Source organism: Variovorax sp. V93, from assembly GCF_041154485.1.
Taxonomy (GTDB): domain Bacteria; phylum Pseudomonadota; class Gammaproteobacteria; order Burkholderiales; family Burkholderiaceae_C; genus Variovorax; species Variovorax beijingensis_A.
Genome location: NZ_AP028669.1, coordinates 3,585,812 through 3,603,847, shown reverse-complemented (window position 1 = coordinate 3,603,847; position 18,036 = coordinate 3,585,812). Strand labels below are relative to the sequence as shown.

Here is an 18,036-nt window from a genome sequence, read left to right as displayed (position 1 = left end):
CATCATGACTGCTGCGCATACCGCCGGCGCGCTCGCGCGCCCTTCCAAGCTCGCGTCCGCCCCGTTCTCGCTCAAGGACTTCCTGGGCAGCTTCATGCTGTTCGAACTGTTCAAGGGCCTGGCCATCACTGGCAAGTACGCCTTCGCCCGCAAGATCACGGTGCAGTTTCCCGAAGAGAAGACGCCGCTGTCGCCGCGCTTTCGCGGCCTGCACGCGCTGCGCCGCTATGAGAACGGCGAAGAGCGCTGCATCGCTTGCAAGCTCTGCGAAGCCGTGTGCCCGGCGCTGGCCATCACCATCGAATCCGATGTGCGCGACGACGGTTCGCGCCGCACCACGCGCTACGACATCGACCTGACCAAGTGCATCTTCTGCGGCTTCTGCGAAGAGAGCTGCCCGGTCGATTCGATCGTCGAGACCCACATCTTCGAATACCACGGCGAAAAGCGCGGCGACCTGTACTTCACCAAGGACATGCTGCTGGCCGTGGGCGACCGCTACGAAAAAGAAATCGCAGCGAACAAGGCGGCCGACGCCAAGTACCGCTGATCCCGATCAGTCCGAACCCCGTACCAATTCGAATTCCAATGGACGTCAAGACCGGTCTGTTCTATCTCTTTGCCGCGGTGCTGCTGTTCGCAGCCTTCCGCGTCATCACCGCCCGCAATCCCGTGTACGCCGCGCTGTACCTGGTGCTGGCCTTCTTCCAGGCTTCGGCGATCTGGCTGCTGCTGCGCGCCGAGTTCCTGGCAATCTCGCTGGTGCTCGTCTACGTGGGGGCCGTGATGGTGCTGTTCCTGTTCGTCGTGATGATGCTGGACATCAACGTCGACGGCCTGCGGCAGGGTTTCTGGAAGCACTTTCCGCTGGCAGCCGGCGTGGGCGCGCTCATTGCGCTCGAAATGGCCGCCGTGCTGATGGGCGGCTTCCGCCTGGCGGAGCCGCCGCGCGCCGGAGCCGCCATGGCGGCCAGCAACTCGAACACGCTCGAGCTCGGCAAGCTGCTGTACTCCGAGTACCTGTATCCGCTGGAGATCGCGGCCGTCATCCTGCTCGTGGCCATCGTGGCCGCCATCGCGCTGACGCTGCGCACCCGCAAGGACAGCAAGTACGTCAACCCGTCCGACCAGGTGCGCGTGAAGGCGCGGGACCGCGTGCGCATCGTGCAGATGCCGGTCACGCGCGCCGCCGAGCCCGTGGCAGAAGCAGACGCAGCAGCGGCAAAGGAAAACAAGGCATGACGCTCACGCTCGGACACTTTCTATCGCTCGGCGCCATGCTCTTTGCGCTGTCGGTGATCGGCATCTTCCTGAACCGCAAGAACCTCATCGTGCTGCTGATGGCCATCGAGCTGATGCTGCTCGCGGTAAACATGAACTTCGTGGCGTTCTCGTACTACCTGGGCGACATGCACGGCCAGATCTTCGTGTTCTTCATCCTGACGGTGGCCGCGGCCGAGTCGGCCATCGGCCTTGCGCTGCTGGTCCTGCTGTTCCGCAACAAGTCGAACATCAACGTGGACGAACTCAACTCGCTCAAGGGTTGAAATCAGTATGAGCGCAACCCTTTCCGCATCCGCCCTGCTGGCCGTGCCGCTGGCACCCCTGGTCGGCGCCGTCGTCGCCGGCCTGTTCGGCACCAAGTTCGGCGGCAATCACATCGGCCGCAAGGTCACGCATTCGCTGACCATCCTCGGCGTGCTCGTCGCCTTCATCATCTCGGCCATGACGCTCAAGAGCGTGGTGGCCGATGGCGCGCGCTTCAACGCCACCATCTACGAATGGATGGTGGTGGGCGGCCTGAAGATGGAAATCGGCTTCCTGGTCGACGGCCTCACGGCCATGATGATGTGCGTGGTGAGCTTCGTCTCGCTGATGGTGCACATCTACACCATCGGCTACATGGAAGAAGACGAGGGCTACAACCGCTTCTTCGCCTACATCTCGCTCTTCACCTTCTCGATGCTGATGCTCGTCATGAGCAACAACATGCTCCAGCTGTTCTTCGGCTGGGAAGCGGTGGGCCTGGTGTCGTACCTGCTGATCGGCTTCTGGTTCAACCGGCCTACGGCGATCTTCGCGAACATGAAGGCCTTCCTGGTCAACCGCGTGGGCGACTTCGGCTTCATCCTGGGCATCGGCCTGATCGCCGCCTATGCCGGCACGCTGAACTACGGCGAGGCCTTCGCCAAGGCCAACACGCTGGCCGGCATCACCTTCCCCGGCACCGAGTGGATGCTGGTGACCGTGATCTGCATCTGCCTGTTCATCGGCGCCATGGGCAAGAGCGCGCAGTTCCCGCTGCATGTGTGGCTGCCCGACTCGATGGAAGGCCCGACCCCCATCTCCGCGCTGATCCACGCCGCGACCATGGTCACGGCCGGCATCTTCATGGTGGCGCGCATGTCGCCGCTGTTCGAACTCAGCGACACGGCGCTCTCGTTCATCCTGGTGATCGGTGCCATCACGGCGCTGTTCATGGGGTTCCTCGGCATCATCCAGAACGACATCAAGCGCGTGGTGGCGTATTCGACGCTCTCGCAGCTGGGCTACATGACCGTGGCGCTCGGTGCCTCGGCCTACTCGGTCGCGGTGTTCCATCTGATGACGCATGCCTTCTTCAAGGCGCTGCTGTTCCTCGGCGCGGGCTCGGTGATCATCGGCATGCACCACAACCAGGACATCCGATGGATGGGCGGCGTGCGCAAGTACATGCCGATCACCTGGATCACCTCGCTCCTGGGTTCGCTCGCGCTGATCGGCACGCCGTTCTTCGCCGGCTTCTACTCGAAGGACAGCATCATCGAAGCGGTACACGAAAGCCACCTGTGGGGCGCACAGTTCGCCTACTACGCGGTGCTGGCCGGCGTGTTCGTGACGGCGTTCTATTCGTTCCGTATGTATTTCCTGGTGTTCCACGGCAAGGAGCGCTACGACCAGAATCCCGACGCGCACCACCATGACGAACATGCGGAGCACGACGACGATCACGGCCACGGCGACAAGCCGCACGAATCGCCCTGGGTGGTGTGGCTGCCGCTGGTGCTGCTCGCGATCCCGTCGGTGGTGATCGGCTTCATGACGATCGAGCCGATGCTGTTCGGCGAGTTCTTCAAGAACGCGATCATCGTGGACGGCACACGGCACCACGCCATGAAGGAACTGGAAGAGGCCTTCCACGGCCCGGTGGCCATGGCCATCCACGGTCTGCAGGCGGCGCCGTTCTGGCTGGCACTGGCTGGCGTGGTCCTGTCCTGGTACATGTACATGATCAATCCGGCGCTGCCGGCCGCGATCAAGCGCGCCTTCGGCCCGATCTACCGCCTGCTCGAGAACAAGTACTACATGGACTGGTTCAACGAGAACGTCGTCGCCCGCGCCACGCGTGGGCTCGGCACCGGGCTGTGGAAGGGCGGCGACCAGGCGCTGATCGACGGCGCGGTGGTCAATGGCTCATGGAAGGTCGTGGGCCGCATCTCGGGCGCCGTACGCTGGCTGCAGTCGGGCTACATCTATCACTACGCCTTCGCGATGCTGCTCGGCATCTTCATCCTGATGACGTACTTCGTCTGGTTCAAGCGCTGAGTCAAGCGCTGGAGAAAAACAAAAATGGGTTTGTTGAGCCTTGCCATCTGGGTGCCGATCGCATTCGGTGTCGCGTTGCTGGCGTTCGGCCGTGACGAGCATGCCAGGGGCGTGCGCTGGGTCGCGCTGGTCGGCGCGATCGTGAGCTTCCTGGTGACCGTACCGCTCTACACGGGCTTCCAGAACGGCACCGCCGCGATGCAGTTCGTCGAGAAGGCCGGCTGGATCGCGCGCTTCAATGTCAACTATCACCTCGGCATCGACGGCCTGTCGATCTGGCTGGTGCTGTTGACTTCGTTCACCACCGTGGTGGTCGTGATCTCGGCCTGGGAAGTGATCACCGAGCGCGTCAACCAGTACATGGCCGCGTTCCTGATTCTCTCGGGCTTCATGATCGGCGTGTTCGCCGCGCTCGACGGCATCCTGTTCTACGTGTTCTTCGAAGCCACGCTGATCCCGATGTACCTCATCATCGGCATCTGGGGCGGCCCGAACAAGATCTACGCGGCCTTCAAGTTCTTCATCTACACCCTGCTCGGCTCGCTGCTGACGCTGGTGGCGCTGATCTACCTGTACAACAAGTCGGGCGGCAGCTTCGACATCCTGAGCTGGCACAAGCTGCCGCTGGGCTCGACAGCGCAGACCTTCCTGTTCTTCGCATTCTTTGCCGCCTTTGCCGTCAAGGTGCCGATGTGGCCGGTCCATACCTGGCTGCCGGACGTGCACGTCGAGGCCCCCACCGGCGGCTCGGCCGTGCTGGCCGCCATCATGCTGAAGCTCGGCGCCTACGGCTTCCTGCGCTTCTCGTTGCCGATCGCGCCCGACGCCTCGCACGAATGGGCCTGGCTCATGATCGCGCTGTCGCTGATCGCGGTGATCTACGTCGGCCTGGTGGCGCTGGTGCAGGAAGACATGAAGAAGCTCGTGGCCTACTCGTCGGTCGCCCACATGGGCTTCGTGACGCTCGGCTTCTTCATCTTCAACGAACTGGGCGTGTCCGGCGGCATCGTGCAGATGATTGCCCACGGCTTCGTGTCGGGCGCCATGTTCCTTGGCATCGGCGTGCTCTACGACCGCGTGCATTCGCGCCAGATCGCCGACTATGGCGGCGTGGTCAACACCATGCCCAAGTTCGCCGCATTCGCGCTGCTGTTCGCCATGGCCAATTGCGGCCTGCCGGGCACCGCCGGTTTCGTGGGCGAATGGATGGTCATCCTGGGTGCGGTCAAATCCAACTTCTGGCTCGGCTTCGGAGCCGCCACGGCGCTGATCTTCGGCGCGGCCTACACCCTCTGGATGTACAAGCGCGTGTACCTCGGCCCGGTCGGCAACGACCACGTCAAGGAGCTCACCGACATCAATGCCCGCGAATTCCTGATGCTGTCGCTGCTGGCCATTGCCGTGCTGTGGATGGGCATCCATCCGAAGCCGTTCACCGACGTGATGGACGCTTCCGTGACCGAGCTTCTTCGCCACGTGGCGATTTCGAAGCTGCCCTCCTGATGCCACGCTGAAGAAGAGAACGAGATGATTGACAAACTCAGCTGGGTCGCGATCTACCCCGAAATCGTGCTGCTGGTCATGGCCTGCATCATTGCGCTGGTCGACCTGTCGAGCACCAGTGCGCAGCGCACGCGCACCTACATCCTGACGCTGCTCACGCTGGCCGTGGTGGCCGTGCTGACCGGCCTGGCCGGCAACGAGGGCAAGACGGTCTACGGCTTCGGCGGCATGGTCGTGAGCGATCCCATGGGCAACTGGCTCAAGTGCTTTGCCACGGTGGCCCTGATGGTCACGCTGGTCTACGGCCGGCCCTACGCGGCCGATCGCGACATGCTGCGCGGCGGCGAGATGTTCACCATCAGCATGTTCGCGCTGCTGGGCATGTTCGTGATGATCTCGGGCAGCAACTTCCTCCTGATCTACCTCGGGCTCGAACTGCTCACGCTGTCGAGCTATGCGCTGGTGGCGCTGCGCCGCGACAACGCGGTGGCCAGCGAAGCAGCCATGAAGTACTTCGTGCTCGGCGCCATGGCCAGCGGCTTCCTGCTCTATGGCCTGTCGATGCTGTACGGCGCGACCGGCTCGCTCGACACCAACGAAGTGTTCAAGATCATCGCCAGCGGCAAGGTGAACCACCAGGTGCTGGTGTTCGGCCTCGTGTTCATCGTGGCGGGCCTGGCCTTCAAGGTGGGGGCGGCGCCTTTCCACATGTGGGTGCCCGACGTGTACCAGGGCGCACCGACGGCGGTCACGCTGCTGATCGGCGCGGCGCCCGAGCTGGCCGCCTTCGCCATCATCATCCGCCTGCTGGTGGAAGGGCTGCTGCCGCTGGCCATCGACTGGCAGCAGATGCTGGCGCTCTTGGCCATCGCCTCGCTGCTGGTGGGCAACCTGGCCGCCATCGCGCAGACCAACCTGAAGCGCATGCTGGCCTACTCGACCATTGCGCAGATGGGTTTCATGCTGCTCGGCCTGGTGGCGGGCGTGGTCAACGGCAACACCTACAACGCACAATTCGCCTACAGCGCCTCGATGTTCTACATCGTGACCTACGTGCTGACCACGCTGGCGAGCTTCGGCATCATCCTGCTGCTGGCGCGCGAGGGGTTCGAAAGCGAAGAAATCACCGACCTGGCCGGCCTGAACCAGCGCAGCCCGCTGTATGCCGGCGTGATGGCGATCGCGATGTTCTCGCTCGCGGGCCTGCCGCCGCTGGTCGGGTTCTACGCCAAGCTGGCGGTACTGCAGGCGCTGATCGCCTCGGGCCAGGCGCTCTACATCGGCCTGGCGGTGTTCGCGGTGGTCATGTCGCTGATTGGCGCCTTCTACTACCTGCGCGTGGTCAAGGTCATGTACTTCGACGCGCCGGTCACGGCCAGCACCGTGTCGGCGCCGCGCGACGTGCGCACCGTGCTGTCGATCAACGGCCTGCTGATCCTCGTGCTGGGCATCGTGCCCGGCGGCCTCATGACGCTGTGCGCCAAGGCCATCGTGGCCACGCTGGCGAACTGATCCCAGCCTGCCCACGGTGTCGCAAACCGCATCGGTCTGGGTCGTTCTCCTGGTGGCGCTGGTGGCGGCCAACCTGCCGTTCTGCAACGACCGGCTGTTCGGCGTCGTGCCCCTGGCCACGCGGCCCAAGCCGCTGGCAGTGCGGCTCGCCGAACTGGTGGTGCTGTACTTTGCCGCGGGCGGCGTGGGCTTGCTGTTCGAAAGCCGGGCAGGGCAGATCGCCCCGCAGGGCTGGGAGTTCTATGCGGTGACCGGCGCGCTTTTCATCGTGCTGGCCTTTCCAGGGTTCACCTGGCGCTACCTCATGAAGCACAGGCACGGATGACCGACATGACTTCTCCCATCGCCGATTCGCACCTGAAGGAAGAACGCACGGCCAGCGAGCTGCTGGTCAAGGGCAACTTCCTCCAGGTCTGCCGCGACACCGTGCGCCTGCCCGACGGCCACAGCGCCACGCGCGAGTACGTGATCCATCCGGGCGCGGTGGTGGTGATTCCACTGCTCGACGACGGCCGCGTGGTGCTGGAGCGGCAGTACCGCTATCCGGTCGGGCATGTGATGGTCGAGTTTCCGGCCGGCAAGCTCGATGCGGGCGAAGATCCGCTGGTGTGCGGCCAGCGCGAACTGCTCGAGGAAACCGGCTACACCGCGAGCGAATGGGCCTACGCCGGCGCCATGCACCTGGCCGTGGCCTATTCCACCGAGATCATCCACATCTACTTTGCGCGCGGCCTGTCGCTCGGCAAGCGGCAGCTCGACCACGGCGAGTTCCTGGACGTGTTCACGGCCACGCCGGCCGAAGTTGCACTCTGGTGCCGCGACGGCACGCTCACCGATGCCAAGTCGCTGACCTGCATGCTGTGGCTGCAGAACGTTCTTTCGGGCGCATGGTCACTCGATTGGCGAGCCACCGCTTCGCAAGGCGGCGCGGGATAATCCGCGCATGAAGGTTCTCGATCTGCGCTGCTCGCATGGCCACGGCTTCGAAGGCTGGTTTGCGTCCAATGAAGCTTTCGAAACCCAGCTGGCCGCCGGACTGGTGGAATGCCCGGTGTGTGCCGACACGCGCATCGTCAAGCTGCTGAGCGCGCCGCGCCTGAACCTGGGCAACGCGAAGGCGCCGGCAGAGGCCGCTGCTGCGTCGGCTTCGGCATCTTCGGCACCCGCCAAGGCCCAGGCACCGGCCGAACAATCTCCCGAGGCCCGCTGGATGCGCGCCGTGCGCGAGGTTCTCGCAAAGACCGAGGACGTGGGCGACCGTTTTGCCGACGAGGCGCGCAGGATGCACTACGGCGAAGCCGAAGAGCGCGGGATCCGCGGCCAGGCGACCCGTGAGCAGACCGAGGCGCTGCTCGAAGAGGGCATTCCGGTGATGGCCCTGCCCATCCCTGCGGCGCTCAAGGAAACGCTGCAGTAGCCTGCAGCCGGCCCATCAAGCCGTGAACTGCAGGGCGGCCAGGCGGGCATAGACCCCGCCTTGCGCCACCAGCGTGGCGTGTGTTCCCTGTTCAACAATGCCGCCATGGTCCAGCACGATGATGCGGTCGGCCTTCTGCACGGTGGCCAGGCGGTGCGCAATCACGAGCGTCGTACGGCCTTCCATGGCCGATTCGAGCGCCGCCTGCACCATGCGTTCGCTCTCGGCATCGAGTGCGCTGGTGGCTTCGTCGAGCAGCAGCAGCGGCGGGTTCTTGAGAATGGCGCGCGCAATTGCAATGCGCTGGCGCTGTCCGCCCGACAGGCGCACCCCGCGCTCGCCCAGGAAGGTGTCATAGCCCTCGGGCAGCGCCTGCAGGAAATCGTGCGCAAAGGCCGCGCGCGCGGCGGCATGCACCTCGTCGGCCGTGGCGTCGGGGCGGCCGTAGCGGATGTTCTCGAAGGCGCTGGCCGAGAAGATCACGGCGTCCTGCGGCACCAGGCCGATGCGGGTGCGAAGCTCGGGCAGCGCGAGCGAGGCCAGCGGCGCGCCGTCGAGCAGCAGGCGGCCGGACTGCGGATCGTAGTAGCGCAGCAGCAGCTGGAACACCGTGCTCTTGCCGGCACCGCTCGATCCCACCAGGGCGACCGTTTCGCCGGGTGCGATGTCGAGGCTGAAGTCCTTGAGCGCCGGCGTGCCTGGCCGCGAGGGGTAGTGGAAAGTCACCGCTTCGAGCTTGACCGCGCTGCCCGCCGCCGGGATGGGCGCAGCCACCGGATCGGGCGGTGAAACGATGGCCGCCGGGGCATGCAGCAGTTCCATCAGGCGCTCGGTCGCGCCGGCTGCGCGCAGCAGGTCGCCATAGACCTCGCCGAGCACTGCGGTCGCGCTGGCAAGAATGGCCACGTACACCACGGTCTGGCCCAGGTGGCCGGCCGTGATGTCGCCGCGCAGCACCGCCTGCGTGCCCTGGTAGAGGCCCCAGAGCAGCGCCGCCGAGGTGGCGATGATGATGAAGGCCACCAGCACCGAGCGCGCCTTGGTGCGGCGCACCGCGGTCTTGAAGGCGTTTTCGGTCGAGGCCTTGAAGCGGCCGGCCTCGCGCGATTCGGCCGTGTAGCTTTGCACCACCGGAATCGCATTGAGCACCTCGGCCGCGATGGCGCTCGAATCGGCCACCCGGTCCTGGCTCGCGCGCGAGAGCTTGCGCACGCGCCGGCCGAACCACATGCTCGGCAGCACCACCAGCACCAGGATGCCCAGCACCTGGACCATCACGTAGGGATTGGTCCACACCAGCACCGCCAGCGCGCCCACGCCCATGACGGCATTGCGCAGGCCCATGCTCAGCGACGAGCCGACCACGGTCTGCACCAGCGTGGTGTCGGCCGTCAGGCGCGACAGCACTTCGCCGGTCTGCGTGGTCTCGAAGAAGGCCGGGCTCTGGCGCAGCACATGGCCGTAGACCGCGTTGCGCAGATCGGCCGTGACGCGTTCGCCGAGCCAGCTCACCGTGTAGAAGCGCGCGGCCGAAAAAAGGCCGAGCGCCACGGCCACCGCGAAGAGGGCGCCGAAGTGCTCGCGCAGCGCCATGGTCTGGGCGCCCTTGTCCGCGCTGATCAAGCCGCCATCAATCAGGCTGCGCAATGCGATAGGAAACACCAGCGTGGTGATGGCCGCCATCACCAAAAAAATGCCCGCCAGGGCGATCTGGACGCGGTAGGGCCGGAGAAAAGGGCTCAGGCCCGACAGCGATCGGGGCGAGCCCTTGGCCGGTGAAGACAGGGGGGAGGAAGCCATGCCGCGGATTCTACCGACCCTTGCCGTCGCAAAGGCGGCCTTGACAATAATTGCCATGACAATTAATATTTTGAGCATGAGCGATGCAGATATCCCGCCAATCCCGCCGGTGTCCGGCGAGCCCGAGCCCCGGCCGGCCGACTTTTATCGCGCCGAGACCTACAGGGCCGAGGAAAGCATCGGCTACCTGATGCGGCGCATCGTCACCGCGGTTGGCCAGTCGGTGGGAACCCGTATGTGCGAGCCAGGTAGTCCGACCTATCCGCAGTGGGTGCCTCTCTACAAGCTGCATATCGGTGCCGCGACCACGGTGGCGGAATTGGCTCGCGCCTGCGAACTCGACGCCGGCGCCATGACGCGCCTGCTCGACCGACTCGAGGCCAAGGGCCTGTGCCGCCGCGTGCGCTCGCTCGAAGACCGGCGCGTGGTCAACATCGAGCTCACCGAGGAAGGCCGTGCCGCCGCCCAGGAAGTGCCCTATGTGCTGAGCCGCGTGCAGAACGAGCACCTGGCGGGCTTCACCAGGGAAGAGTGGGAGCAGCTCAAGGGCTATCTGCGCCGCATTCTCGACAACGCCCAGGCCCTGGCGGCCCGTGGAGATAAAAATGACTGAATCCCTTGCCGCGCGCGCCGTGCGCCGCACCCCCGTTGTTGCCGCCGTGCTGCTGATGGCTGCGCTGGCCGGATGTGCCGACATGGCGGGCATCGGCTCCGAGGCCAGGCTGCGCGATGCTTCGTCGCTCGGCATTGCCGCGGACCGCAGCGCCGCCGCCGTGCCGACCGTCGAGCGCCAATGGTGGCTCGCCTTTGGCGACGCGCAACTCAACACGCTGATCGACCAGGCCGTGGCCGGCAATCCGAACCTGCAGGTGGCACAGGCCCGCCTTGCGCGCGCCCAGGCCTCGGCGGACGTCGCCGGCGCCGCGCTACAGCCGCAGGTCAAGGGCGACCTCGACCTGAAACGCCAGAAATTCAACAGCAACTACATCTACCCGGCGCCGCTCGGCGGCTCCACGCAGAACATCGGCCTGTTGCAGCTCGGCGCCAGCTGGGAACTCGACTTCTTCGGCAAGAACCGCAGCGCGCTCGACACCGCCATCGGCGCGGCCAATGCCGCGGCTGCCGATGCGGATGCCGCCCGCGTGCTGCTGGCCAGCAACGTGGCGCGCAGCTATTTCCAGTGGGCGCGCCTGAACGACCAGCTGGCCGTGGCGCGGCGCACGCTGGCCCAGCGCGACGAAACGCTCAAGCTCGTGCGCGACCGCGTGTCCGCTGGCCTGGACACCCGACTCGAACTGCGCCAGAGCGAAGGCGGCCTGCCCGAGGCGCGCCAGCAGATCGAAGCCCTCGACGAGCAGATCGCGCTGCAACAGCATGCGCTCGACGCGCTCGTGGGCCAGCCCAACGTATCGCAATCGCTCAAGCCGCCGGCGCTCGAGAAGCTCAAGCCGATGGCGCTGCAGGCCAACATTCCGGCCGACCTGCTGGGCCGCCGCGCCGATATCGCCGCCGCGCGCTGGCGCGTCGAAGCCGCCACCAGCGACGTGAAGAACGCCAGGACGCTCTTCTATCCCAACGTGAACCTCACCGCCTTCGCGGGCTTCCAGAGCCTGGGTTTCGGCAAGCTGCTCAAGTCGGGCAGCGAGCAGTGGGGCGTGGGCCCTGCCATCAGCCTGCCGATCTTCGAAGGCGGCAAGCTGCGCGCCAACCTGCGCGGCAAGTCGGCCGACCTCGACGTGGCCATCGAGAGCTACAACGCCGCAGTCATCGATGCCGTGCGCGACGCGTCCGACCAGGTCACGAGCGCGCAGTCGATCGCACGCCAGCAGGCCGAGCAGCGCGCCGCGCAGACAGCCGCCGAAGGCGCCTACGACATCGCCGTGCAGCGCTACCGCGCGGGCCTGGGCAACTACCTCAACGTGCTGACCGCCGAAACCGCCGTGCTCGCGCAGCGCCGGCTGGCGGTCGATCTGGCCGCGCGCGCGCTCGACACGCAGGTGGGCCTGGCGCGCGCGCTCGGCGGCGGCTGGCAGCCGCCGGCAACCGCCACCGCCGCGGCGCCCGCGCCGTCCGCATCGAACTGAACTGAACCGACTTTTTTCGTCTTCGGAAAGAACTCCATCATGAGCGACAACAACACTCCGACGCCCGCTGCAGCCAACGCTTCCGCAGCTCCCGAAGCACCCGCCGGCAACGGCAAGCGCCGCCGCGCCCTGACCGCGCTGGCGGCCGTGGTGATCGTTGCCGGCGGCGGCTGGGGCCTCTACGAATGGCTGGTGGCCAGCCACTACGAGGACACCGACAACGCCTACGTGCAGGGCAACGTGATCCAGATCACGCCGCAGATCGGCGGTACCGTCATGGCCATCAATGCCGATGACACCGACTTCGTGAAGGCCGGCCAGCCGCTGGTGCAGCTGGACCCCGCTGATGCGAAGGTGGCGCTCGAGCAGGCCGAGGCCGCGCTCGCGCAGGCGGTGCGCCAGGTGCGCACGCTCTACGCCAACAACGGATCGCTGGCCGCGCAGGTCACGCTGCGCCAGTCCGACATCGTCAAGGCGCAGAGCGACATCGCCAAGGCGCAGGACGACCTGCAGCGCCGCCGCGCGCTCTCGGGCAACGGCGCGGTCTCGAAGGAAGAACTCAACCATGCCGAGACGGCGCTCGACAACGCCAGGAGCCAGCTCGCCGCCGCGCAGGCCGGCGTGGTGGCCGCGCGCGAAGCGCTGGCCAGCAACCAGTCGCTGACCGAGGGCACCAGCGTGGCCCAGCACCCGAGCGTGCTGGCCGCCGCCGCCAAGGTGCGCGAGGCCTACCTGGCCACGCAGCGCGTCGCGCTGCCGGCGCCGGTCGACGGCTACGTGGCCAAGCGCACCGTGCAGCTCGGCCAGCGCGTGGCCGCCGGCACGCCGATGATGTCGATCGTGCCGCTGAACCAGCTGTGGGTCGACGCCAACTTCAAGGAAGTGCAGCTGCGCAACATCCGCATCGACCAGCCCGTAAAGCTCAGGGCCGACGTCTACGGCAAGAAGGTGGAATACACCGGCAAGGTCGCGGGCCTGGGCGTGGGTACCGGCAGCGCCTTTGCGCTGCTGCCCGCGCAGAATGCCACCGGCAACTGGATCAAGGTGGTGCAGCGCGTGCCCGTGCGCATTGCGCTCGATCCGGAGCAGCTCAAAGCCAATCCGCTGCGCATCGGCCTCTCGATGGACGCCGAGATCGACATCTCGCAGAAGAGCGGCAAGATGCTGGCCGACGCGCCGCGCCCCACCGCCATCTCGCAGACGCAGGTCTACAGCAAGCTCGACCAGGGTGCCGACGCCGAAGTCGACCGCATCGTGGCCGCCAATCTCGGCCGCGGCGCGCCGGCCGCCTCTGCGGCACCTGCGGCGGCGGGGCGCTCCGCCGTGCCCGCGGCCGCCGCCGGCGCTGCGGCGCAGGCTGCTTCGCAATCCCATCCCGGCTGATCGCCGTCCACGGAACCCGAGGCAAAGCCAATGGCCACTGCTGCTCCCGCTTACGTCGCGCATCCGCCGCTCGAGGGCGCCGCCCGCATCTGGGGCACCGTCGCGCTGTCGGCCGCCACCTTCATGAACGTGCTCGATTCGTCGATCGCGAACGTGTCGCTGCCGGCCATCTCGGGCGACCTCGGCGTGAGCACCACGCAAGGCACCTGGGTCATCACCAGCTTCGCGGTGGCCAACGCCATCGCGGTGCCGCTCACCGGCTTCATGACGCAGCGCTTCGGCCAGGTGCGCCTGTTCATGGCCAGCGTGATCCTCTTCATGATCAGCTCGCTGCTGTGCGGCCTGGCGCCGAACATGACCACGCTGATCCTGTTCCGCGCGCTGCAGGGCTTTGTCGCGGGGCCGATGATCCCGCTGTCGCAGACGCTCCTGCTGTCGAGCTATCCGCGCGCCAAGGCGGGCCTCGCGATGGCGATGTGGTCGATGACCACGCTGGTCGCGCCGGTGATGGGGCCGCTCTTGGGCGGCTGGATCACCGACAACATCTCGTGGCCGTGGATCTTCTACATCAACATCCCGGTGGGCATCGTCGCGGCCGGCATCACCTGGGCGCTCTACCGCCATCGTGAGAGCGGCACGCACAAGGTGCCGATCGACGCCATCGGGCTGGCGCTGCTGGTGCTGTGGGTGGGCTCGATGCAGCTCATGCTCGACAAGGGCAAGGAGCTCGACTGGTTCCACTCGCCCGAGATCGTCACGATGGCCGTGATCGCGGTGGTCGGCTTCGCCTTCTTCCTGATCTGGGAGCTGACCGACAAGCATCCGGTGGTCGACCTCTCGCTGTTCAAGCGCCGCAACTTCTGGTCGGGCGCCGTGGCCACGGCCGTGGCCTACGGCCTGTTCTTCGGCAACGTGGTGCTGCTGCCGCTGTGGCTGCAGCAATGGATGGGCTACACCGCCACGCAGGCGGGGATGATCATGGCGCCGGTGGGGCTGCTGGCGATCTTCTTCTCGCCGGTGGTCGGGCTCACGGTGGCCAAGATCGATCCGCGCCGCTATGCCACGTTCTCGTTCCTGGTGTTTGCGCTGGTGCTGTGGATGCGCTCGAACTTCAACACGCAGGCCGACTTCGTGACGATCATCATCCCGACGATCATCCAGGGCATTGCGATGGCGTTCTTCTTCATACCTCTGGTGACCATCACGCTCTCGGGCCTCACGCCCGACCGCATACCGGCCGCGTCGGGGCTGTCGAACTTCCTGCGCATCACCGCGGGCGCCATGGGCACGTCGATCACCACCACGCTGTGGGAGAACCGCGCGGCGCTGCACCACGCGCAGCTCGCGGAGTCGGTGAACCAGGGCAACAACGCCGCGGCCAGCGCAATGTCGGGGCTGGCGGGCAGCGGCCTGAGTACCGAGCAGGTGATGGGCCAGATCAACCGCATCGTCGACCAGCAGTCGTTCATGCTGGCCACCAACGACATCTTCTATGCGTCGGCGATCCTGTTCCTGCTGCTGATTCCGCTGGTGTGGCTGGCCAGGCCGCAGCGCGGCGGTGCCGGCGGCGACGCCGCAGCCGGCGCGCATTGACCGGGCTCTCCCCCAGGCTACGCGCACTTCGTGTCGCTTCTCCTTCCCCCTCACCGGGGGCAACACCAGCGGCCCGGCAAAGCCGGTTCCGCGGTGTTTCACGAAGGGCACGTGTCCCTATTCAAGCGCCGAGTGCGCGCAATACGTCGTGGCATGCGCCCATGGTGTGATAGTCGGTCTTGCCGGCCGGGCTCTTCTCGTCGCTGATCTTGCGGTTGTCGGGCGCGAGGATGCGGTACCACGCGCCATGCCGGTGGTCGACGAAATGTGCCCAGCTGTAGGCCCAGATGCGGTCGTACCAGCCCCAGTAGCCGGCATCGCCGGTGCGCACGGCCAGCAGGGCCGCGGCGGCAAAACTCTCGGCCTGCACCCAGAAGTACTTGTCGCCGTCGCACACCGCGCCATCGGGGCCGAAGCCATAGGCGAGGCCGCCATGCGCCGCGTCCCAGCCGCGCTGCATCGCGGTGTCGAAGAAGTGCCTGGCGCGCGGCACGGCCCAATCCGCTTCGCGGCCCGTGGCAACGAGCGCGCGCTCCAGCTGCAGCAGCAGCTTGGCCCACTCGGTCAGGTGCCCGGTCTGGAAGCCCCAGGGCCGGAAGATGTTGCTCTTGTCGCCGCGGTTGTAGTCCCAGTCGACCGACCAGTCCTTGCGGTAGTGCTCCCAGACCAGCCCGCCGGCCAGCGCGGCCTGCCGCCCCGTGACCGACTCCGCGAGCGCGAGCGCGCGATCGAGGTAGCGCGCCTCCCGTGTGGCCTTGAAGGCCGCAAGCATCGCCTCGCAGGCATGCATGTTGGCGTTCTGGCCGCGGTACGCGCCCACGTGCCAGTCGGGGGTGGCTTCGTCGGCATAGAGCGCGTGCTGCGGCTCCCAGAAATGCTGTTCCATCAGCTGCCAGGCGGCCTCGAGCCCCGGGCGCGCCTCTTCGATGCCGGCCATGAGCGCATGCGCATGCGCGAGCAGGACGAAGGCCATGCCGTAGCAATGCTGCGTGCCGTCCTGCACGGCGGCGCGGCCGTCGTGCCAGTCGATCTGCCATGCGTAGCCGCCGTCCGGCTGCGCATGCGCGCGCTGCACGAAAGCCAGGCCGTGGCGCGCAGCGTCGAGGTGCTTCGGATCGCCGAAGCGCCGATACGCCGTCGCATGGTTGAAGACGAAGCGCGTGCTGCTGACGAGGTGGCGCGTGCGCCGGTCGTACACGGTGCCGTCGTCCTTGAAGAAGTGGAAGAAGCCACCTGATGGGTCGCGGCTGACCGGCTCGTAGAACGCCAGCGTGTGCTGGATGTGGCCGGTCAGGAATTCGGGCGAGCGGAAGTTCGGCATGGGCATGAGGGTTCGAACCGATGAGTCATTGTCATTGTGACGACAGTCGTGCGCCGCCGGAGACAGTCGCGGCGGCAGGTTGCACTGCAGCATAGGCATTTGCCCCAGTATGCAAGCGGGAGGCGGCCACGAACAATCGGTCCGCGTTCGACAGTGGCGCAATGAGATGGACCGCATGACCGACATATCTTTCCTGAACCCGGGCGACTTCGCGAGATGAGCGACGTCATCCTCGAAACACGGCAGCTCACCAAGGAGTTCAAGGGGTTCACTGCGGTCAGCAAGGTCGACCTCTCGGTGGTGCGCGGCTCGATCCATGCGCTGATCGGCCCGAACGGCGCCGGCAAGACCACCTGCTTCAACCTGCTCACCAAGTTTCTCGAGCCCACCAGCGGCACGATCCTGTTCAACGGGCACGACATCACGGGCGAGCGTCCCGCGCAGATCGCGCGGCGCGGCATCATCCGATCGTTCCAGATCTCGGCCGTGTTTCCGCACCTCACGCTGCTGGAGAACGTGCGCCTCGGATTGCAGCGCGCGCTCGGCACCTCGTACCATTTCTGGAAGAGCGAGAAGACGCTCGAGCCGCTCAACACGCGCGCCCGCGAACTGCTCGACGAAGTCGGCCTGGCGCACGAGGCCGACGAGCTCACGGTGAACCTGCCCTACGGCCACAAGCGCGCGCTCGAGATCGCCACCACGCTGGCCATGGACCCCGAACTGATGCTGCTCGACGAACCCACGCAGGGCATGGGCCATGAAGACGTGCACCGCGTGGCCGAACTCATCAAGCGCGTGTCGGCCGGCCGCACCATCCTGATGGTCGAGCACAACATGAGCGTGGTCTCGACCATTGCCGACACCATCACGGTGCTTCAGCGCGGTGCCGTGCTGGCTGAAGGCCCCTATGCCGAAGTCTCAAAGAATCCGCAGGTGATGGAGGCTTACATGGGCACGACCGACGGCCAGCTGCAGGGGGCCCATTGAGATGAACCCCCACGCTCCTCACTTCGTGTATGCGCTGCCCCCCGAGGGGGCGCGGGCCTCCTTTGGGGCGGCCCGGCAGGAGACCCGATGACCGCGGCCCTGGAAATCAAGGATCTGCACGCCTGGTACGGCGAATCGCACGTGCTGCACGGCGTGAACATGGTGGTGCAGCCCGGCGAGGTCGTCACGCTGCTCGGGCGCAACGGCGCGGGGCGCACCAGCACGCTGCGCGCCATCATGGGCCTGACCGGCTCGCGCAAGGGCAGCATCGAAGTCAACGGCGCGCAGACCATCGGCATGGCCACGCACCGCATCGCGCACCTGGGCATCGGCTACTGCCCCGAGGAGCGCGGCATCTTCGCGAGCCTCTCGGCCGAGGAGAACCTGCTGCTGCCGCCGCCGCTCAAGAGTTCGAAGGGCGTGGGGCAGGGCATGTCGGTGGCCGAGATCTACGAGATGTTCCCCAACCTGGCCGAGCGCCGCCATAGCCCGGGCACGCGGCTTTCGGGCGGCGAGCAGCAGATGCTGGCGGTGGCGCGCATCCTGCGCACCGGCGCCAAGCTGCTGCTGCTCGACGAGATCTCCGAAGGCCTGGCGCCCGTCATCGTGCAGGCGCTCGCGCGGATGATCCACACGCTGCGCGCCAAGGGCTACACCATCGTGATGGTGGAGCAGAACTTCCGCTTTGCCGCACCGCTGGCCGACCGCTTCTACGTGATGGAGCACGGCCGCATGGTCGAGGCCTTCGGCGCCAGGGAGCTCGACGCCAAGATGCCCGTGCTCAGCGAACTGCTGGGTGTGTAGGCGCGTCCGCGCCACCTTTTTTTACGCTGACTCTCTCAACCATTCCA

17 protein-coding genes are annotated in these 18,036 nt (G+C 66.5%); 15 read left to right on the top strand and 2 right to left on the bottom strand.

Translation table 11 applies throughout. From position 1 onward, the window contains the following. Positions 1 to 4 precede the first annotated feature (4 nt). Genes nuoI through ACAM54_RS17040 form a run of 9 tightly spaced genes read left to right on the top strand, consistent with a single transcriptional unit; the run spans position 5 to position 8,017 of the window. A complete protein-coding gene (gene nuoI, locus ACAM54_RS17080) occupies positions 5 to 550 on the top strand; it encodes an NADH-quinone oxidoreductase subunit NuoI (RefSeq protein ID WP_012748599.1) in 546 nt (181 codons plus the stop codon). Positions 551 to 588: 38 nt separating this feature from the next. After that, on the top strand, positions 589 to 1,242 hold the full coding sequence (locus ACAM54_RS17075) for an NADH-quinone oxidoreductase subunit J (RefSeq protein WP_145747558.1): 654 nt from the start codon (positions 589 to 591) through the stop codon (positions 1,240 to 1,242). Next, positions 1,239 to 1,547, top strand: a complete 309-nt coding sequence (nuoK, locus tag ACAM54_RS17070; RefSeq protein WP_012748597.1) for an NADH-quinone oxidoreductase subunit NuoK — start codon at positions 1,239 to 1,241, stop codon at positions 1,545 to 1,547. Before ACAM54_RS17075 ends, nuoK begins: the two co-directional genes overlap by 4 nt. 7 nt (positions 1,548 to 1,554) lie before the next feature. Continuing rightward, positions 1,555 to 3,585, top strand: coding sequence for an NADH-quinone oxidoreductase subunit L (gene nuoL / locus ACAM54_RS17065; protein ID WP_145747559.1), 2,031 nt, complete (start codon positions 1,555 to 1,557; stop codon positions 3,583 to 3,585). A 24-nt stretch (positions 3,586 to 3,609) separates the two neighbouring features. Continuing rightward, entirely contained in the window at positions 3,610 to 5,088 is a 1,479-nt protein-coding gene (locus ACAM54_RS17060) for an NADH-quinone oxidoreductase subunit M (protein ID WP_145747560.1), read from the top strand. Positions 5,089 to 5,112: 24 nt separating this feature from the next. Then, the gene (nuoN, locus tag ACAM54_RS17055; RefSeq protein WP_145747561.1) at positions 5,113 to 6,600 is read left to right on the top strand and encodes an NADH-quinone oxidoreductase subunit NuoN; all 1,488 of its coding nucleotides are present in this window, start codon (positions 5,113 to 5,115) and stop codon (positions 6,598 to 6,600) included. Between the two features lie 16 nt (positions 6,601 to 6,616). After that, on the top strand, positions 6,617 to 6,925 hold the full coding sequence (locus tag ACAM54_RS17050; RefSeq protein WP_145747562.1) for a DUF2818 family protein: 309 nt from the start codon (positions 6,617 to 6,619) through the stop codon (positions 6,923 to 6,925). Then, positions 6,922 to 7,536, top strand: coding sequence for an NUDIX domain-containing protein (locus ACAM54_RS17045; protein ID WP_145747563.1), 615 nt, complete (start codon positions 6,922 to 6,924; stop codon positions 7,534 to 7,536). The genes ACAM54_RS17050 and ACAM54_RS17045 overlap by 4 nt, the downstream gene beginning before the upstream one ends. A gap of 7 nt (positions 7,537 to 7,543) precedes the next feature. Further along, entirely contained in the window at positions 7,544 to 8,017 is a 474-nt protein-coding gene (locus tag ACAM54_RS17040) for a DUF1178 family protein (protein WP_145747564.1), read from the top strand. Between the two features lie 15 nt (positions 8,018 to 8,032). On the opposite strand, the gene ACAM54_RS17035 is transcribed toward ACAM54_RS17040, so the two are convergent. Beyond that, positions 8,033 to 9,817: an ABC transporter transmembrane domain-containing protein gene (locus tag ACAM54_RS17035; RefSeq protein ID WP_369648347.1), complete on the bottom strand. Its 1,785-nt coding sequence runs from the start codon at positions 9,815 to 9,817 to the stop codon at positions 8,033 to 8,035. Positions 9,818 to 9,893: 76 nt separating this feature from the next. Here ACAM54_RS17035 and ACAM54_RS17030 point away from each other — a divergent pair, with 76 nt between their 5' ends. The 4 genes from ACAM54_RS17030 to ACAM54_RS17015 are packed head-to-tail and all read left to right on the top strand — an operon-like array spanning position 9,894 to position 14,877. Then, positions 9,894 to 10,430 carry a MarR family winged helix-turn-helix transcriptional regulator gene (locus ACAM54_RS17030; RefSeq protein ID WP_369648346.1) on the top strand — a complete coding sequence of 179 codons (537 nt, stop codon included), beginning with the start codon at positions 9,894 to 9,896 and terminating at the stop codon, positions 10,428 to 10,430. After that, complete coding sequence (locus ACAM54_RS17025; protein ID WP_369648345.1) at positions 10,423 to 11,901, top strand: efflux transporter outer membrane subunit; 1,479 nt, start codon at positions 10,423 to 10,425, stop codon at positions 11,899 to 11,901. The genes ACAM54_RS17030 and ACAM54_RS17025 overlap by 8 nt, the downstream gene beginning before the upstream one ends. Before the next feature lie 39 nt (positions 11,902 to 11,940). Beyond that, positions 11,941 to 13,284 carry an efflux RND transporter periplasmic adaptor subunit gene (locus ACAM54_RS17020; protein ID WP_145747568.1) on the top strand — a complete coding sequence of 448 codons (1,344 nt, stop codon included), beginning with the start codon at positions 11,941 to 11,943 and terminating at the stop codon, positions 13,282 to 13,284. Between the two features lie 30 nt (positions 13,285 to 13,314). Beyond that, entirely contained in the window at positions 13,315 to 14,877 is a 1,563-nt protein-coding gene (locus tag ACAM54_RS17015; protein WP_369648344.1) for a DHA2 family efflux MFS transporter permease subunit, read from the top strand. Between the two features lie 121 nt (positions 14,878 to 14,998). On the opposite strand, the gene ACAM54_RS17010 is transcribed toward ACAM54_RS17015, so the two are convergent. Continuing rightward, the gene (locus ACAM54_RS17010; protein WP_369650992.1) at positions 14,999 to 16,198 is read right to left on the bottom strand and encodes an AGE family epimerase/isomerase; all 1,200 of its coding nucleotides are present in this window, start codon (positions 16,196 to 16,198) and stop codon (positions 14,999 to 15,001) included. Between the two features lie 216 nt (positions 16,199 to 16,414). Between ACAM54_RS17010 and ACAM54_RS17005 the strand changes: the two genes are divergently transcribed. Beyond that, complete coding sequence (locus ACAM54_RS17005; RefSeq protein WP_145747570.1) at positions 16,415 to 17,185, top strand: ABC transporter ATP-binding protein; 771 nt, start codon at positions 16,415 to 16,417, stop codon at positions 17,183 to 17,185. A gap of 87 nt (positions 17,186 to 17,272) precedes the next feature. After that, positions 17,273 to 17,989 carry an ABC transporter ATP-binding protein gene (locus ACAM54_RS17000; protein WP_307698760.1) on the top strand — a complete coding sequence of 239 codons (717 nt, stop codon included), beginning with the start codon at positions 17,273 to 17,275 and terminating at the stop codon, positions 17,987 to 17,989. Positions 17,990 to 18,036 lie beyond the last annotated feature (47 nt).